Here is a 13,826-nt window from a genome sequence, read left to right as displayed (position 1 = left end):
ATCCAATGCAAAATCAGCAAATCCGTATCAGGTTGAAGGCTTTTGACCATCGCCTGATCGACCAATCCACCCAGGAAATCGTGGAAACCGCGAAACGTACTGGTGCTCAAGTGCGTGGTCCAATTCCACTGCCTACCCGTAAAGAGCGGTTCACCGTTCTGGTCTCCCCGCACGTCAACAAAGACGCGCGTGACCAGTACGAGATCCGTACTCATAAGCGCGTTCTGGACATCGTCCAGCCGACGGATAAAACCGTTGATGCGCTTATGAAGCTTGATCTTGCGGCCGGTGTGGAAGTGCAGATCAGCCTCGGCTAAGACTCGGTCTTAGTCGTGTAACGCTCTGAAATGGGCGGCCATAGCGGGTGAAAGCCCCGTACACTCATGAGGTTTACAACATGACTATTGGTGTAGTCGGTCGTAAATGCGGTATGACCCGTATTTTCACCGAAGAAGGTGTCTCCATTCCGGTCACGGTCATTGAGATCGAACCGAATCGCGTCACCCAGTTCAAAACTGAAGAGACCGATGGCTATCGTGCAGTGCAAGTCACTGTAGGCGAGCGTCGTGCTTCGCGTGTTACAGCTGCTCAAGCTGGCCACTTCGCTAAAGCGAACGTTGCCGCTGGTCGTACCGTAATGGAATTCCGTCTTGAAGAAGGCGAGTACCAGGCCGGCGATCTGATCAACGCTGAAATCTTCGCCGCTGGTCAACTGGTTGATGTAACCGGTCAGTCCAAAGGTAAAGGCTTCCAGGGTACGATCAAGCGTTGGAATTTCCGCGGGCAAGATAATACCCACGGTAACTCCGTATCCCACCGCGTTCCAGGCTCTATCGGCCAGTGCCAGACTCCTGGTCGTGTATTCAAGGGCAAAAAAATGTCCGGTCATATGGGCGCTGAGCGCGTGACCGTGCAGTCCCTCGAAGTAGTGCGCGTGGACGCTGAACGCAATCTGTTGTTGGTCAAGGGCGCTGTTCCTGGCGCTACTGGCGGCAACTTGGTTGTACGTCCAGCAGCCAAGGCTCGCGGTTAAGGGGAAGCTGACATGCAATTAAATGTAAATGACGCTCAAGCGATCGAAGTTTCCGAACTGACATTTGGCGGCGAATTCAACGAGACGCTGGTTCACCAAGCAGTCGTGGCCTACATGGCCGGCGGCCGTCAAGGTAGCAAGCAGCAAAAGACCCGTTCCGACGTTCGTGGTGGCGGTAAGCGCCCATGGCGTCAGAAAGGTACTGGCCGTGCTCGTGCCGGTACTATCCGTAGCCCAATCTGGCGTGGCGGCGGTACCACTTTCGCAGCTCGTCCTCAGGATCACACCCAGAAGCTGAACAAGAAGATGTATCGCGCAGCAATGCGTTCCATCCTTGCTGAGCTGGTGCGTACTGATCGTCTGGTTGTGGTTCAGGACTTCGCTGTTGATGCACCGAAGACCAAAGATCTGCTGAACAAACTGACCGGCATGGGCCTGACTGACGTCTTGATCGTGTCTGAAGTGGTTGATCAGAACCTGTACCTGGCTGCTCGTAACCTGCCACACGTTGATGTGCGTGACGTGCAAGGTTCCGATCCAGTTAGTCTGATCGCATACGACAAGGTGTTGATCACCGTGTCGGCCGTGAAGAAATTCGAGGAGCTGCTGGGATGAACCAGGAACGCGTATTTAAAGTTCTGCTTGGCCCGCACGTTTCCGAAAAGGCTACGGTTCTGGCTGACAAGAAAGGCCAGTTCGTTTTCAAGGTTGCAACTGACGCAACCAAGCTGGAAATCAAGAAGGCCGTCGAAAGCCTGTTCAGCGTGAAAGTAGAGCGTGTTACTACCCTGAATGTTCTGGGTAAGAGCAAGCGCACTGCTCGCGGTCTGGGCAAGCGTAATGACTGGAAGAAGGCAGTTATCTCCCTTCAGCCAGGCCAAGATCTCGATTTCAGCAGCAGTGCTGAGTAAGGAAGGGGTGCATCATGGCAATCGTTAAATGCAAACCGACTTCCCCTGGCCGCCGTTTTGTGGTCAAGGTGGTCAACCAGGAGCTGCATAAAGGCGCTCCTCACGCACCGCTGCTCGAGAAAAAATCGAAGACTGGTGGTCGTAACAACAATGGTCGTATTACCACTCGTCACATCGGTGGTGGCCATAAGCAGCATTATCGTCTGGTCGATTTCCGTCGCAACGACAAAGATGGCATCTCTGCCACTGTCGAGCGTATTGAATACGATCCAAACCGTACTGCTCACATCGCTCTGCTGCTGTACGCAGATGGCGAGCGTCGCTACATCATCGCCCCTAAAGGCGTGAGTGCTGGTGACCAGCTGATCGCAGGTGCTTTGGCACCGATCAAGCCGGGCAACGCTCTGCAACTGCGTAACATTCCAGTTGGTAGCACCGTACACGGCATCGAATTGAAGCCAGGTAAAGGCGCGCAAATCGCTCGTTCCGCTGGTGCTTCGGCTCAGCTGGTCGCTCGTGAAGGTGTCTACGTGACCCTGCGTCTGCGTTCTGGTGAGATGCGTAAAGTGCTGGCTGAATGCCGCGCGACCTTGGGTGAAGTCTCGAACTCCGAGCACAGCCTGCGTTCGCTGGGTAAAGCTGGTGCCAAACGCTGGCGTGGCGTTCGCCCAACCGTTCGTGGTGTTGCCATGAACCCGGTTGACCACCCACATGGTGGTGGTGAAGGTCGTACCTCTGGTGGTCGTCATCCGGTATCGCCATGGGGCTTCCCGACTAAGGGCGCGAAGACTCGTGGTAATAAGCGTACCGACAAAATGATCGTCCGTCGTCGCAAGTAAATAGAGGGATACGACAGTGCCACGTTCTCTGAAAAAAGGTCCTTTTATTGATCTTCACCTACTGAAGAAGATCGAAGTGGCGGCGGAAAAGAACGATCGCAAACCAGTTAAGACCTGGTCGCGCCGTTCCATGATCCTGCCACAAATGGTCGGTTTGACCATTGCTGTGCATAACGGTCGTCAACATGTTCCAGTTCTCGTGAACGAAGACATGGTCGGCCACAAACTAGGCGAGTTTGCCGGTACCCGCACATATCGTGGGCACGTGGCAGACAAGAAAGCCAAGCGTTAAGGGGTAAGGAACGATGGAAGTAGCCGCTAAGTTGTCGGGCGCTCGAATCTCCGCCCAGAAAGCCCGCTTGGTCGCCGACCAGATCCGCGGGAAGAAGGTGGGCGAAGCGCTCAACCTGTTGGCTTTCAGCAGTAAGAAAGCCGCCGAGATCATGAAGAAAGTGCTGGAGTCGGCCGTAGCCAACGCCGAGCATAACGAAGGCGCAGACGTTGATGACCTTAAGGTCAGCACCGTTTTCGTCAACGAAGGGCGTTCGCTGAAGCGAATCATGCCACGTGCCAAAGGCCGTGCTGATCGCATCGTCAAGCGGTCTTGCCATATCACTGTCAAGGTTGCTGACAAGTAACGGAGTCGAAGAGATGGGTCAGAAAGTACATCCCATTGGCATTCGCCTGGGAATCGTCAAGGAGCACACCTCCGTCTGGTACGCAGACGGTCGGACTTATGCGGACTATTTGTTCGCTGATCTGAAGGTGCGTGAGTATCTCCAAGACAAACTAAAAAGCGCGTCCGTAAGCCGTATCGATATCCATCGTCCGGCTCAAACTGCACGTATCACCATCCACACCGCTCGTCCAGGTATCGTTATCGGGAAGAAAGGTGAAGATGTTGAGAAACTGCGTCAGGACCTGACCAAACAAATGGGTGTGCCTGTGCACATCAATATCGAAGAAATCCGCAAGCCGGAACTCGACGGTATGTTGGTTGCGCAGAGCGTAGCTCAGCAGCTGGAGCGTCGCGTAATGTTCCGTCGCGCTATGAAGCGCGCTGTACAGAACGCCATGCGCATTGGTGCCAAAGGCATCAAAATCCAAGTGAGCGGTCGTCTCGGCGGTGCTGAAATCGCACGTACTGAATGGTATCGCGAAGGTCGTGTGCCACTGCACACCCTGCGTGCCGACATCGACTATGCCAACTACGAAGCTCACACCACTTACGGTGTGATCGGTGTAAAGGTTTGGATCTTCAAAGGCGAAGTAATTGGTGGTCGCCAAGAAGAACTGAAACCACAAGCACCAGCGCCTCGTAAAAAAGCTGCTAAGTAAGGGGTACGCCAAATGTTGCAACCAAAGCGTACGAAGTTCCGCAAGCAGATGACAGGCCACAACCGTGGTCTGGCACAGCGCGGTAGCAAAGTCAGCTTCGGCGAGTTCGCGCTGAAGTCTGTAGCTCGTGGTCGTCTCACCGCTCGTCAGATCGAGTCAGCGCGTCGTGCTCTGACCCGTCACGTTAAACGTGGCGGCAAGATCTGGATCCGTGTATTCCCGGACAAGCCTATTTCCAAAAAGCCACTCGAAGTTCGGATGGGTAAAGGTAAGGGTAGTGTGGAGTACTGGGTTGCCCAGATTCAGCCAGGCAAAGTCCTGTATGAAATCGAGGGTGTTACTGAAGAGCTGGCGCGTGAGGCTTTTGCCTTGGCTGCTGCAAAGCTGCCGCTCGCCACTGCCTTCGTTAAACGGACGGTGATGTGATGAAAGCGAACGAACTTCGTGAAAAAGACGCGCCGCAGCTTAACGAGCAACTGCTCGGCCTGCTGCGCGACCAGTTCAATCTGCGCATGCAGAAAGCAACTGGCCAGTTGGGGCAGTCTCACCTGCTCCGGCAAGTTAAGCGTGACATCGCTCGCGTGAAGACTGTGCTCAAACAGCAGGCAGGTAAGTAATCATGGCTGAAGCCGAAAAAACCGTCCGTACGCTGACTGGCCGTGTTGTCAGCGACAAAATGGACAAGACCATCACCGTTCTGATCGAGCGTCGCGTTAAGCACCCGATCTACGGTAAATACGTTAAGCGTTCGACTAAGCTGCACGCGCACGACGAAACCAACCAGTGCCACATCGGCGACAAAGTCACTATTCGTGAAACTCGTCCGCTGGCCAAGACCAAGTCTTGGGCATTGGTTGATGTTCTCGAACGCGCTGTGGAAGTCTAAGGACTAGGGGTCGGAGAAATTATATGATTCAGACTCAATCCATGCTCGATGTGGCCGATAACAGCGGCGCTCGCCGTGTTATGTGCATCAAGGTGCTGGGTGGCTCCCATCGTCGTTACGCTGGTATCGGTGACATCATCAAAGTTACCGTGAAGGAAGCAATTCCTCGCGGTAAAGTGAAAAAAGGCCAAGTGATGACTGCTGTTGTAGTCCGCACTCGTCACGGCGTACGTCGTGCTGATGGCTCCATTATCCGCTTTGATGGCAACGCTGCTGTTCTTCTGAACAATAAGCAAGAGCCGATCGGCACCCGTATCTTTGGGCCAGTGACTCGTGAACTTCGTACTGAGAAGTTCATGAAGATCGTCTCGCTCGCCCCAGAAGTGCTGTAAGGAGATCCGACATGCAAAAGATTCGTCGTGACGACGAGATCATCGTGATCGCCGGCAAAGACAAAGGTAAGCGCGGTAAGGTGCTTAAGGTTCTCGCTAATAACCGTCTGGTTATTGGTGGTCTGAACCTGGTTAAGCGTCATACCAAGCCTAACCCGGCGTCGGGCGTACAAGGCGGTATCGTCGAAAAAGAAGCTCCACTGGACGCTTCTAACGTCGCCATTTTCAACGGCGAAACCAACAAGGCTGACCGCGTTGGTTTCAAAGTAGAAGACGGCAAGAAAATTCGTGTCTTCAAGTCGACCCAAAAAGCGGTTGATGCTTGAACACTGCTAGGTAGAAGACCATGGCACGACTAAAAGAGATTTACTGGAAGGAAATCGCACCGAAGCTTAAGGAAGAACTTAAGCTTTCGAATGTGATGGAAGTTCCACGCGTTACCAAAATCACCCTGAACATGGGTCTGGGCGAAGCGGTCGGTGACAAAAAAGTCATCGAGCACGCTGTTGCCGACCTGGAAAAGATCACCGGTCAGAAAGTTGTTGTGACTTACGCTCGGAAATCCATCGCTGGCTTTAAAGTCCGTGAAGGTTGGCCGATCGGCGTCAAAGTGACCCTGCGCCGTGAGCGTATGTACGAGTTCCTGGATCGTCTGCTGTCGATCTCCCTGCCTCGGGTTCGCGACTTCCGCGGCCTGAATGCCAAGTCCTTCGATGGTCGTGGCAACTACAGCATGGGCGTTAAAGAGCAGATCATCTTCCCGGAAATCGACTACGACAAGATCGATGCTCTCCGCGGTCTGGACATTACCCTGACCACCACTGCCAAGAACGATGATGAAGGTCGCGCCCTGTTGCGTGCTTTCAAATTCCCGTTCCGCAACTGATTGGAGTAGGAAAATGGCCAAGATGAGCATGAAAAACCGCGAGCTGAAGCGTCAGCTCACGGTTGCCAAGTACGCCAAAAAGCGTGCAGCACTGAAAGCTATCATCGTTGATCTGAACGCAAGTCCAGAAGCGCGTTGGGAAGCTACAGTAGCTCTGCAGAAGCAGCCACGTGACGCAAGCGCTTCGCGCATGCGTAACCGCTGCCGCCTGACCGGTCGTCCACACGGCGTTTACCGCAAGTTCGGCCTCGGCCGTAACAAACTGCGTGAAGCTGCAATGCGTGGCGACGTACCTGGTCTGGTTAAAGCCAGCTGGTAAGCACTGTCAAAGTCTCGGTGTTCGGGATCGCAAGATCCTGACCGCCGGTGACCTTGAACTTGAATCAAGCCCCTTTTGGGGCTTGATTCATTTGTGGGGTGTGTCTAGAATACCCGGCTCGCCTGAGCCCGTGCTTTTTTCGCATGGATGAGCTCGGCGACAAGTAGTAGCCGCAAGGCTAATTTTTTTGTATTAGGAGCGTCTAGCCCATGAGTATGCAGGACCCGTTAGCGGACATGCTAACTCGAATCCGTAATGCCCAGATGGCTGAAAAGTCCGTCGTAAGCATGCCATCTTCTACTTTGAAGGTAGCTGTTGCCAAAGTCCTGAAGGACGAAGGTTACATTGCGGGTTATCAGATCAGCAGCGAAATCAAACCACTGCTGTCCATCGAGCTGAAGTACTTCGAAGGCCGTCCGGTCATCGAGGAAGTGAAGCGCGTTAGCCGTCCAGGCCTGCGTCAGTACAAGTCCGTCGATGATCTGCCCAAAGTTCGTGGCGGTCTCGGTGTGTCTATCGTCTCCACCAACAAAGGTGTGATGACGGATCGTGCTGCGCGCGCTGCCGGTGTCGGCGGCGAAGTTCTTTGCACTGTGTTCTAAGGGGGGATAAGCATGTCACGCGTCGCTAAGAACCCCGTTAAGCTGCCAGCCGGTGTCGAAGTAAAATTCGCAGGCCAACAGCTTTCGGTGAAGGGTGCCAAGGGCACTCTCGAACTGAACATCCATTCGTCTGTTGAGATCGTTGAAGAAGCTGGTGAGCTGCGTTTCGCTGCTCGCAATGGCGATCAACAAACTCGCGCAATGGCTGGTACCACTCGTGCGTTGGTAAACAACATGGTCCAAGGCGTAAGCCAAGGCTTCGAGCGTAAGCTCCAGCTGGTCGGTGTTGGTTATAAAGCGCAAGCAAAAGGCACAGTGCTGAACCTGGCTCTTGGCTTCTCGCACCCAGTGGATTATGAACTGCCGGAAGGCATCACCGCTGAGACTCCTAGCCAAACCGACATCCTGATTCGGGGTATCGATAAGCAGCTGGTAGGTCAAGTGGCCGCCGAGATCCGCGACTTCCGTCCACCAGAGCCGTACAAAGGCAAAGGTGTGCGCTACGCGGACGAAGTCGTCCGTCGTAAAGAAGCCAAGAAGAAGTAGGGCATAGCAAATGACCGACAAAAAAGTTACTCGACTGCGTCGCGCTCGCAAAGCACGCCTGAAAATGCACGAACTCGAAGTCGTGCGTCTCTGCGTGTTCCGCTCGTCGCAGCACATCTACGCCCAGGTCATTTCGGCCGACGGCAACAAAGTCCTGGCATCTGCCTCGACTTTGGATAAAGAACTGCGTGATGGCGCCACTGGCAACATCGACGCGGCCACTAAGGTTGGCCAGCTGGTCGCTACGCGTGCTAAAGCCGCTGGCGTCTCGCAGGTGGCTTTCGACCGCTCTGGCTTCAAGTACCACGGCCGCGTCAAGGCGCTGGCTGATGCTGCTCGTGAAGCTGGGCTGGAGTTCTAAGTTATGTCAAATAACGACCAAAAGCGCGACGAAGGCTACATTGAGAAGCTGGTTCAAGTTAACCGCGTAGCCAAAACCGTAAAAGGCGGCCGTATCTTCACTTTCACCGCGTTGACCGTGGTTGGTGATGGTAAAGGGCGTGTTGGCTTCGGCCGTGGCAAGTCACGTGAAGTGCCTGCTGCGATCCAGAAGGCAATGGAAGCTGCTCGCCGCAACATGATCCAAGTTGATCTGAACGGCACCACTCTGCAGTACGCAATGAAGTCCGGTCACGGCGCTTCGAAGGTGTACATGCAGCCTGCTTCTGAAGGTACCGGTATCATCGCTGGCGGCGCTATGCGTGCTGTCCTCGAAGTTGCTGGCGTTCAGAACGTTCTGGCCAAGTGCTACGGCTCGACTAACCCGGTAAACGTGGTTCACGCCACTTTCAAAGGTTTGAAAGCTATGCAGTCTCCTGAATCCATTGCCGCCAAGCGTGGCAAAAGCGTCAAGGAGATCTTCTGATCATGGCTACCGTTAAAGTTACGCTGATCAAAAGCATGACCGGCCGTATCCCTAACCACAAACTGTGCGTTAAGGGTCTGGGTCTGCGTCGCATCGGTCACACTGTAGAAGTACTTGATACTCCCGAGAATCGCGGGATGATCAACAAGGCTTACTACATGCTGCGTGTCGAGGGTTAATCGATGAAACTCAATGATCTGAGTCCAGCGCCGGGTTCCCGTCGCGAAAAGCATCGTCCGGGCCGTGGTATCGGTAGTGGTTTGGGCAAGACCGGTGGCCGTGGCCACAAAGGTCAGTCCTCCCGCTCCGGTGGCACCATTGCTCCAGGCTTTGAAGGCGGTCAACAGCCGCTGCATCGTCGCCTGCCGAAGTTCGGTTTCGTTTCCCTGAAAGCCATGGACCGCGCAGAAGTGCGTCTGTCCGAGCTGGCTAAAGTGGAAGGCGACATCGTCACCGTGCAGTCCCTGAAAGATGCCAACGTGATCAACGTCAACGTACAGCGTGTGAAAATCATGCTGTCCGGCGAAGTTACTCGCGCTGTTACCATCGGAAAGGGAATCGGCGCCACCAAAGGTGCGCGTGCGGCTATCGAAGCAGCTGGCGGCAAGTTCGAGGAATAAATGGCTAAGCAAGGTGCTCTCTCTGCGCTCGGCAAAGGCGGTATGTCTGAACTCTGGGCTCGTCTGCGTTTTCTGTTCCTGGCGATTATCGTCTACCGAATAGGCGCACACATCCCGGTTCCAGGTATCAACCCGGACCGACTCGCGGACCTGTTTCGACAGAATGAGGGGACCATTCTTAGCTTGTTCAACATGTTTTCCGGCGGCGCGCTGGAACGGATGAGCATCTTTGCACTGGGGATCATGCCGTACATTTCGGCATCGATCATCATGCAGCTGATGACCGCCGTCAGCCCGCAGTTGGAGCAGTTGAAGAAGGAAGGTGAAGCTGGCCGTCGCAAGATCAGCCAGTACACCCGCTACGGCACTGTCGTTCTCGCTCTCGTTCAGGCAATTGGCATGTCCATTGGTCTGGCAGGGCAGGGCGTTGCGTTCACTGGTGACTTTGGCTTCCATTTCGTCGCGGTATCCACTTTTGTGGCTGGTGCGATGTTCATGATGTGGCTGGGTGAGCAGATTACTGAGCGTGGTGTTGGCAACGGTATCTCGATGTTGATTTTTTCGGGTATCGTCGCCGGTCTTCCGAGAGCGATCGGGCAGTCTTTCGAGTCTGCACGTCAGGGTGATATCAACATCTTCGCCCTGGTTGCCATCGGTTTGCTGGCAGTAGCGATTATCGGTTTTGTGGTGTTCATTGAGCGTGGTCAGCGTCGTATTGCTGTTCACTACGCCAAGCGTCAGCAGGGCCGCAAGGTCTTCGCTGCGCAGACTAGCCACTTGCCGCTGAAGGTGAACATGGCCGGTGTTATTCCGGCCATTTTCGCGAGCAGCATTTTGCTGTTCCCGGCTTCGTTGGGTGCCTGGTTCGGCCAGTCTGAAGGTATGGGCTGGTTGCAGGACATCTCGCAGTCGATCGCTCCTGGTCAGCCGTTGAATATTCTGCTGTTTAGTGCAGGGATTATTTTCTTCTGCTTCTTCTATACGGCGTTGATGTTCAATCCGAAAGACGTAGCGGAAAACCTGAAGAAGTCCGGTGCCTTTATTCCGGGCATCCGTCCAGGCGAGCAGTCTGCGCGCTACATTGATGGCGTTCTGACTCGTTTGACCATGTTCGGTGCTCTTTACATGACGGCCGTGTGCTTGCTGCCCCAGTTCCTGGTGGTTGCAGCAAACGTACCGTTCTACCTTGGCGGGACCTCGTTGCTGATCGTCGTCGTGGTTGTGATGGACTTCATGTCCCAAGTACAATCGCACCTCGTTTCGCACCAGTACGAATCCCTGATGAAGAAAGCCAACCTGAAGGGTTACGGCAGCGGCATGTTGCGCTGAGTACCCATAAGGTTCGAGGAGTTGGTGATGAAAGTTCGTGCATCGGTGAAAAAGCTGTGCCGTAACTGCAAGATTATTCGCCGCGAAGGTGTTGTTCGAGTAATTTGCAGCGCGGAACCGCGTCACAAACAGCGCCAAGGCTGAGTGTGATTGTGCTTCAAGCCCGGCAGCTAGTGCGCTGCCGGGTTGATTATTTGTTATTACAGCGATATTATCTCGCGCCCTATTTCTTGGCTTCCGGGGCGTAGGTAGCTGTCAATTGGAGTCCCACTGAATGGCCCGTATTGCAGGCGTTAACATTCCAGATAACAAGCATACTGTTATCTCGCTGACCTACATCTATGGTGTTGGTCGCACTACTGCACAGAAGATCTGTGCAGTGACTGGGGTAAACCCAGCCGCAAAGATCAAAGATCTGAGCGACGAGCAGATTGAACAGCTGCGTGGCGAAGTGGCGAAGTTCACCACTGAAGGTGACCTGCGTCGCGAAATCAACATGAAAATCAAGCGTTTGATGGACCTCGGTTGCTATCGCGGTCTGCGTCATCGTCGTGGTCTTCCAGTGCGCGGTCAGCGTACCAAGACTAACGCGCGTACCCGTAAAGGTCCGCGTAAGCCGATCCGCAAGTAATCGCCCCAGCGAATCGACAGGAAATTAATCATGGCTAAACCTGCTGCTCGTCCTCGTAAAAAAGTTAAAAAGACAGTGGTTGATGGCATCGCCCACATCCATGCATCTTTTAACAACACAATCGTGACCATCACCGACCGTCAAGGCAACGCTCTTTCCTGGGCTACCTCCGGTGGTTCGGGTTTCCGCGGTTCCCGCAAGTCCACCCCGTTTGCTGCTCAAGTAGCTGCTGAACGTGCTGGTCAAGCTGCGCTGGAATACGGCCTGAAAAACCTCGACGTTAACGTCAAAGGTCCAGGTCCAGGTCGTGAATCTGCAGTCCGCGCTTTGAACGGCTGTGGCTACAAGATCGCCAGCATCACCGACGTGACGCCAATCCCGCACAACGGGTGCCGTCCGCCGAAGAAGCGCCGCGTGTAATCCAGGAGATTGTAAAGAATGGCTCGTTACATTGGTCCAAAATGCAAACTCGCTCGTCGCGAAGGCACCGATCTCTTCTTGAAGAGCGGCGTGCGCGCGATCGAATCGAAGTGCAACATTGAAGCAGCACCTGGTATCCACGGCCAACGCCGCGGTCGCCAGTCCGATTACGGCACCCAACTGCGTGAAAAGCAGAAGGTCCGTCGTATCTACGGCGTTCTCGAGCGTCAATTCAGCGGCTACTACAAAGAAGCTGCTGGCAAGAAAGGCGCAACTGGCGAAAACCTGTTGCAACTGCTCGAATGCCGTCTGGACAACGTTGTATACCGTATGGGTTTTGGCTCTACTCGTGCCGAATCCCGTCAGCTGGTATCGCACAAATCCGTAAGCGTTAACGGTCAGACCGTAAACGTGCCGTCGTACCAGGTTCGTGCTGGTGACGTGGTCGCGATTCGCGAGAAAGCAAAGAACCAACTTCGCATTGTCCAAGCTCTCGATCTGTGTGCCCAACGTGGCCGCGTAGAATGGGTAGAAGTAGACACTGAGAAGAAGTCGGGCGTTTTCAAGAACGTTCCTGCTCGCAGTGATCTGTCCGCCGACATCAACGAAAGCCTGATTGTCGAGCTCTACTCCAAGTAAGGGCTAGAAAATAGGTGCATCCATGCAGATTTCGGTAAATGAGTTCCTGACACCCCGCCATATTGATGTGCAGGTTGTCAGTCCAACCCGCGCCAAGATCACTCTCGAGCCTCTCGAGCGTGGTTTTGGCCACACCCTGGGCAACGCGCTGCGCCGCATCCTGTTGTCCTCAATGCCCGGCTGCGCAGTAGTCGAGGCCGAGATTGACGGTGTGCTCCATGAGTACAGCGCCATCGAAGGTGTACAGGAAGACGTAATTGAAATCCTGTTGAACCTTAAAGGTCTGGCTATCAAGCTGCACGGCCGTGACGAAGTTACGCTGACCTTGTCGAAGAAGGGTTCGGGGGTGGTTACCGCTGCCGATATTCAGCTGGATCATGATGTCGAGATCGTTAACCCCGATCACGTAATCGCTAACCTGGCGTCTAACGGCGCCCTGAACATGAAGCTCACCGTAGCTCGTGGTCGTGGTTATGAACCGGCAGACTCGCGTCAGAGCGATGAAGACGAAAGCCGCAGCATCGGTCGCTTGCAGCTTGACTCTTCGTTCAGCCCGGTTCGCCGTATCGCATACGTGGTGGAAAACGCCCGTGTCGAACAGCGTACTAACCTGGACAAGCTGGTTATTGATCTGGAAACCAACGGTACTCTGGACCCTGAAGAGGCTATTCGCCGCGCTGCAACCATTCTGCAACAGCAGTTGGCTGCGTTCGTCGACCTCAAAGGTGACAGCGAGCCAGTGGTTGTTGAGCAGGAAGACGAGATCGATCCGATCCTGCTTCGCCCGGTTGACGATCTGGAACTGACTGTACGTTCGGCTAACTGCCTTAAGGCGGAAAACATCTACTACATCGGTGACCTGATTCAGCGTACCGAAGTAGAGCTGTTGAAGACTCCGAACCTTGGCAAGAAATCCTTGACTGAAATCAAGGACGTTCTGGCCTCCCGCGGTCTGTCCCTCGGCATGCGCCTCGACAACTGGCCGCCTGCAAGTCTTAAGAAGGACGACAAGGCGACTGCCTGATCGTCGTAATCACCGAACGTTGTGTTTGGTAAGGAATGAACCATGCGTCATCGTAAAAGTGGTCGTCACCTGAGCCGCACTAGCTCGCACCGCAAGGCCATGTTTCAAAACATGGCAGTGTCGCTGTTCGAGCACGAGCTGATCAAAACTACACTGCCGAAAGCTAAAGAACTGCGTCGCGTTGCTGAGCCGCTGATCACTTTGGCCAAGACAGACAGCCTGGCTAACCGCCGTCTGGCTTTCGACCGTACTCGTTCGAAAGCTATCGTTGGTAAGCTCTTCAACGACCTGGGCAAGCGTTACGCTACCCGTGAGGGTGGCTACCTGCGCATCCTCAAGTGCGGTTTCCGCACTGGCGACAACGCGCCTATGGCGTACGTCGAGTTGGTTGATCGTCCTGCCGGTGGTGAAGCTGTATCCGCTGAGTAAGACGTCAGTCTGAAACGAAGAACCGGGCCTAGTGCCCGGTTTTTTGTGAGCGCTCGAAAAGTATCGAGAGGACTAGGTGATACAGTTTCATTAGTATTTATCTATCGATTCTCACAA

General features: G+C 54.3%; 28 protein-coding genes. All 28 read left to right on the top strand.

All coding sequences use genetic code 11. From position 1 onward, the window contains the following. Positions 1–5 precede the first annotated feature (5 nt). The 28 genes from rpsJ to rplQ all read left to right on the top strand — a co-directional run bounded on the left by rpsJ (position 6) and on the right by rplQ (position 13,709). Positions 6–317: a 30S ribosomal protein S10 gene (rpsJ, locus tag E3W21_RS30155; RefSeq protein ID WP_003186070.1), complete on the top strand. Its 312-nt coding sequence runs from the start codon at positions 6–8 to the stop codon at positions 315–317. An 80-nt stretch (positions 318–397) separates the two neighbouring features. Continuing rightward, entirely contained in the window at positions 398–1,033 is a 636-nt protein-coding gene (gene rplC, locus E3W21_RS30150) for a 50S ribosomal protein L3 (RefSeq protein WP_003186059.1), read from the top strand. A gap of 12 nt (positions 1,034–1,045) precedes the next feature. Next, a complete protein-coding gene (rplD, locus tag E3W21_RS30145) occupies positions 1,046–1,648 on the top strand; it encodes a 50S ribosomal protein L4 (RefSeq protein WP_007896707.1) in 603 nt (200 codons plus the stop codon). Then, a complete protein-coding gene (rplW, locus tag E3W21_RS30140; protein WP_002555488.1) occupies positions 1,645–1,944 on the top strand; it encodes a 50S ribosomal protein L23 in 300 nt (99 codons plus the stop codon). The genes rplD and rplW overlap by 4 nt, the downstream gene beginning before the upstream one ends. 14 nt (positions 1,945–1,958) lie before the next feature. Further along, positions 1,959–2,783 carry a 50S ribosomal protein L2 gene (gene rplB, locus E3W21_RS30135; RefSeq protein WP_129440762.1) on the top strand — a complete coding sequence of 275 codons (825 nt, stop codon included), beginning with the start codon at positions 1,959–1,961 and terminating at the stop codon, positions 2,781–2,783. A gap of 16 nt (positions 2,784–2,799) precedes the next feature. Beyond that, positions 2,800–3,075 (top strand): 30S ribosomal protein S19, encoded by a 276-nt coding sequence (rpsS, locus tag E3W21_RS30130; RefSeq protein WP_002555486.1) that lies wholly within the window; start codon positions 2,800–2,802, stop codon positions 3,073–3,075. A 13-nt stretch (positions 3,076–3,088) separates the two neighbouring features. Further along, positions 3,089–3,421 carry a 50S ribosomal protein L22 gene (gene rplV, locus E3W21_RS30125; protein WP_003103908.1) on the top strand — a complete coding sequence of 111 codons (333 nt, stop codon included), beginning with the start codon at positions 3,089–3,091 and terminating at the stop codon, positions 3,419–3,421. Between the two features lie 13 nt (positions 3,422–3,434). Beyond that, a complete protein-coding gene (gene rpsC, locus E3W21_RS30120; RefSeq protein WP_003176422.1) occupies positions 3,435–4,121 on the top strand; it encodes a 30S ribosomal protein S3 in 687 nt (228 codons plus the stop codon). Between the two features lie 12 nt (positions 4,122–4,133). Beyond that, positions 4,134–4,547 carry a 50S ribosomal protein L16 gene (rplP, locus tag E3W21_RS30115; RefSeq protein WP_008145497.1) on the top strand — a complete coding sequence of 138 codons (414 nt, stop codon included), beginning with the start codon at positions 4,134–4,136 and terminating at the stop codon, positions 4,545–4,547. Next, positions 4,547–4,738, top strand: a complete 192-nt coding sequence (gene rpmC, locus E3W21_RS30110) for a 50S ribosomal protein L29 (RefSeq protein ID WP_008030901.1) — start codon at positions 4,547–4,549, stop codon at positions 4,736–4,738. The genes rplP and rpmC overlap by 1 nt, the downstream gene beginning before the upstream one ends. Positions 4,739–4,740: 2 nt before the next feature. Continuing rightward, complete coding sequence (rpsQ, locus tag E3W21_RS30105; protein WP_003176419.1) at positions 4,741–5,007, top strand: 30S ribosomal protein S17; 267 nt, start codon at positions 4,741–4,743, stop codon at positions 5,005–5,007. A 23-nt stretch (positions 5,008–5,030) separates the two neighbouring features. Continuing rightward, positions 5,031–5,399, top strand: coding sequence for a 50S ribosomal protein L14 (gene rplN, locus E3W21_RS30100; protein WP_002555479.1), 369 nt, complete (start codon positions 5,031–5,033; stop codon positions 5,397–5,399). Positions 5,400–5,410: 11 nt separating this feature from the next. Next, on the top strand, positions 5,411–5,725 hold the full coding sequence (gene rplX, locus E3W21_RS30095; RefSeq protein ID WP_008145498.1) for a 50S ribosomal protein L24: 315 nt from the start codon (positions 5,411–5,413) through the stop codon (positions 5,723–5,725). A 20-nt stretch (positions 5,726–5,745) separates the two neighbouring features. Beyond that, positions 5,746–6,285, top strand: coding sequence for a 50S ribosomal protein L5 (rplE, locus tag E3W21_RS30090; RefSeq protein ID WP_003176415.1), 540 nt, complete (start codon positions 5,746–5,748; stop codon positions 6,283–6,285). A 13-nt stretch (positions 6,286–6,298) separates the two neighbouring features. Next, the gene (rpsN, locus tag E3W21_RS30085) at positions 6,299–6,604 is read left to right on the top strand and encodes a 30S ribosomal protein S14 (protein ID WP_003176414.1); all 306 of its coding nucleotides are present in this window, start codon (positions 6,299–6,301) and stop codon (positions 6,602–6,604) included. 209 nt (positions 6,605–6,813) lie between these two features. Further along, positions 6,814–7,206, top strand: a complete 393-nt coding sequence (gene rpsH / locus E3W21_RS30080; protein WP_003186040.1) for a 30S ribosomal protein S8 — start codon at positions 6,814–6,816, stop codon at positions 7,204–7,206. Positions 7,207–7,218: 12 nt separating this feature from the next. Further along, positions 7,219–7,752: a 50S ribosomal protein L6 gene (gene rplF, locus E3W21_RS30075; protein WP_007896774.1), complete on the top strand. Its 534-nt coding sequence runs from the start codon at positions 7,219–7,221 to the stop codon at positions 7,750–7,752. 10 nt (positions 7,753–7,762) lie between these two features. Further along, positions 7,763–8,113 (top strand): 50S ribosomal protein L18, encoded by a 351-nt coding sequence (rplR, locus tag E3W21_RS30070; RefSeq protein WP_003186037.1) that lies wholly within the window; start codon positions 7,763–7,765, stop codon positions 8,111–8,113. Positions 8,114–8,116: 3 nt separating this feature from the next. Beyond that, positions 8,117–8,617: a 30S ribosomal protein S5 gene (rpsE, locus tag E3W21_RS30065; RefSeq protein ID WP_007943782.1), complete on the top strand. Its 501-nt coding sequence runs from the start codon at positions 8,117–8,119 to the stop codon at positions 8,615–8,617. Between the two features lie 2 nt (positions 8,618–8,619). Next, positions 8,620–8,796, top strand: a complete 177-nt coding sequence (gene rpmD, locus E3W21_RS30060) for a 50S ribosomal protein L30 (RefSeq protein ID WP_003186033.1) — start codon at positions 8,620–8,622, stop codon at positions 8,794–8,796. Between the two features lie 3 nt (positions 8,797–8,799). Further along, positions 8,800–9,237, top strand: a complete 438-nt coding sequence (gene rplO, locus E3W21_RS30055; RefSeq protein ID WP_007896782.1) for a 50S ribosomal protein L15 — start codon at positions 8,800–8,802, stop codon at positions 9,235–9,237. Further along, positions 9,238–10,566 carry a preprotein translocase subunit SecY gene (gene secY, locus E3W21_RS30050; protein ID WP_003228718.1) on the top strand — a complete coding sequence of 443 codons (1,329 nt, stop codon included), beginning with the start codon at positions 9,238–9,240 and terminating at the stop codon, positions 10,564–10,566. It abuts the gene before it with no gap. A 27-nt stretch (positions 10,567–10,593) separates the two neighbouring features. After that, positions 10,594–10,710, top strand: a complete 117-nt coding sequence (gene rpmJ, locus E3W21_RS30045; RefSeq protein WP_002555468.1) for a 50S ribosomal protein L36 — start codon at positions 10,594–10,596, stop codon at positions 10,708–10,710. 130 nt (positions 10,711–10,840) lie between these two features. Then, entirely contained in the window at positions 10,841–11,197 is a 357-nt protein-coding gene (gene rpsM / locus E3W21_RS30040; protein WP_003186020.1) for a 30S ribosomal protein S13, read from the top strand. A 30-nt stretch (positions 11,198–11,227) separates the two neighbouring features. Next, complete coding sequence (gene rpsK, locus E3W21_RS30035; RefSeq protein WP_002555466.1) at positions 11,228–11,617, top strand: 30S ribosomal protein S11; 390 nt, start codon at positions 11,228–11,230, stop codon at positions 11,615–11,617. A gap of 18 nt (positions 11,618–11,635) precedes the next feature. Further along, positions 11,636–12,256 carry a 30S ribosomal protein S4 gene (rpsD, locus tag E3W21_RS30030; RefSeq protein WP_003210056.1) on the top strand — a complete coding sequence of 207 codons (621 nt, stop codon included), beginning with the start codon at positions 11,636–11,638 and terminating at the stop codon, positions 12,254–12,256. 22 nt (positions 12,257–12,278) lie between these two features. Further along, positions 12,279–13,280 carry a DNA-directed RNA polymerase subunit alpha gene (rpoA, locus tag E3W21_RS30025; RefSeq protein ID WP_003186012.1) on the top strand — a complete coding sequence of 334 codons (1,002 nt, stop codon included), beginning with the start codon at positions 12,279–12,281 and terminating at the stop codon, positions 13,278–13,280. 42 nt (positions 13,281–13,322) lie between these two features. After that, positions 13,323–13,709 (top strand): 50S ribosomal protein L17, encoded by a 387-nt coding sequence (gene rplQ / locus E3W21_RS30020; protein WP_008145500.1) that lies wholly within the window; start codon positions 13,323–13,325, stop codon positions 13,707–13,709. The last annotated feature ends 117 nt before the right edge of the window (positions 13,710–13,826 follow it).

The organism is Pseudomonas sp. F01002 (assembly GCF_004402115.1).
In the GTDB taxonomy this organism is placed as follows: domain Bacteria; phylum Pseudomonadota; class Gammaproteobacteria; order Pseudomonadales; family Pseudomonadaceae; genus Aquipseudomonas; species Aquipseudomonas frigoris.
This window is presented reverse-complemented; position numbering and strand designations above follow the sequence as displayed.

What these genes read in the sequence shown, in the direction of transcription:
- rpsJ (WP_003186070.1), top strand. Translation starts at nt 6, where the DNA reads ATGCAAAATCAGCAAATCCGTATCAGGTTGAAGGCTTTTGACCATCGC.
- rplC (WP_003186059.1), top strand. Translation starts at nt 398, where the DNA reads ATGACTATTGGTGTAGTCGGTCGTAAATGCGGTATGACCCGTATTTTC.
- rplD (WP_007896707.1), top strand. Translation starts at nt 1,046, where the DNA reads ATGCAATTAAATGTAAATGACGCTCAAGCGATCGAAGTTTCCGAACTG.
- rplW (WP_002555488.1), top strand. Translation starts at nt 1,645, where the DNA reads ATGAACCAGGAACGCGTATTTAAAGTTCTGCTTGGCCCGCACGTTTCC.
- rplB (WP_129440762.1), top strand. Translation starts at nt 1,959, where the DNA reads ATGGCAATCGTTAAATGCAAACCGACTTCCCCTGGCCGCCGTTTTGTG.
- rplV (WP_003103908.1), top strand. Translation starts at nt 3,089, where the DNA reads ATGGAAGTAGCCGCTAAGTTGTCGGGCGCTCGAATCTCCGCCCAGAAA.
- rpsC (WP_003176422.1), top strand. Translation starts at nt 3,435, where the DNA reads ATGGGTCAGAAAGTACATCCCATTGGCATTCGCCTGGGAATCGTCAAG.
- rplP (WP_008145497.1), top strand. Translation starts at nt 4,134, where the DNA reads ATGTTGCAACCAAAGCGTACGAAGTTCCGCAAGCAGATGACAGGCCAC.
- rpmC (WP_008030901.1), top strand. Translation starts at nt 4,547, where the DNA reads ATGAAAGCGAACGAACTTCGTGAAAAAGACGCGCCGCAGCTTAACGAG.
- rpsQ (WP_003176419.1), top strand. Translation starts at nt 4,741, where the DNA reads ATGGCTGAAGCCGAAAAAACCGTCCGTACGCTGACTGGCCGTGTTGTC.
- rplN (WP_002555479.1), top strand. Translation starts at nt 5,031, where the DNA reads ATGATTCAGACTCAATCCATGCTCGATGTGGCCGATAACAGCGGCGCT.
- rplX (WP_008145498.1), top strand. Translation starts at nt 5,411, where the DNA reads ATGCAAAAGATTCGTCGTGACGACGAGATCATCGTGATCGCCGGCAAA.
- rplE (WP_003176415.1), top strand. Translation starts at nt 5,746, where the DNA reads ATGGCACGACTAAAAGAGATTTACTGGAAGGAAATCGCACCGAAGCTT.
- rpsN (WP_003176414.1), top strand. Translation starts at nt 6,299, where the DNA reads ATGGCCAAGATGAGCATGAAAAACCGCGAGCTGAAGCGTCAGCTCACG.
- rpsH (WP_003186040.1), top strand. Translation starts at nt 6,814, where the DNA reads ATGAGTATGCAGGACCCGTTAGCGGACATGCTAACTCGAATCCGTAAT.
- rplF (WP_007896774.1), top strand. Translation starts at nt 7,219, where the DNA reads ATGTCACGCGTCGCTAAGAACCCCGTTAAGCTGCCAGCCGGTGTCGAA.
- rplR (WP_003186037.1), top strand. Translation starts at nt 7,763, where the DNA reads ATGACCGACAAAAAAGTTACTCGACTGCGTCGCGCTCGCAAAGCACGC.
- rpsE (WP_007943782.1), top strand. Translation starts at nt 8,117, where the DNA reads ATGTCAAATAACGACCAAAAGCGCGACGAAGGCTACATTGAGAAGCTG.
- rpmD (WP_003186033.1), top strand. Translation starts at nt 8,620, where the DNA reads ATGGCTACCGTTAAAGTTACGCTGATCAAAAGCATGACCGGCCGTATC.
- rplO (WP_007896782.1), top strand. Translation starts at nt 8,800, where the DNA reads ATGAAACTCAATGATCTGAGTCCAGCGCCGGGTTCCCGTCGCGAAAAG.
- secY (WP_003228718.1), top strand. Translation starts at nt 9,238, where the DNA reads ATGGCTAAGCAAGGTGCTCTCTCTGCGCTCGGCAAAGGCGGTATGTCT.
- rpmJ (WP_002555468.1), top strand. Translation starts at nt 10,594, where the DNA reads ATGAAAGTTCGTGCATCGGTGAAAAAGCTGTGCCGTAACTGCAAGATT.
- rpsM (WP_003186020.1), top strand. Translation starts at nt 10,841, where the DNA reads ATGGCCCGTATTGCAGGCGTTAACATTCCAGATAACAAGCATACTGTT.
- rpsK (WP_002555466.1), top strand. Translation starts at nt 11,228, where the DNA reads ATGGCTAAACCTGCTGCTCGTCCTCGTAAAAAAGTTAAAAAGACAGTG.
- rpsD (WP_003210056.1), top strand. Translation starts at nt 11,636, where the DNA reads ATGGCTCGTTACATTGGTCCAAAATGCAAACTCGCTCGTCGCGAAGGC.
- rpoA (WP_003186012.1), top strand. Translation starts at nt 12,279, where the DNA reads ATGCAGATTTCGGTAAATGAGTTCCTGACACCCCGCCATATTGATGTG.
- rplQ (WP_008145500.1), top strand. Translation starts at nt 13,323, where the DNA reads ATGCGTCATCGTAAAAGTGGTCGTCACCTGAGCCGCACTAGCTCGCAC.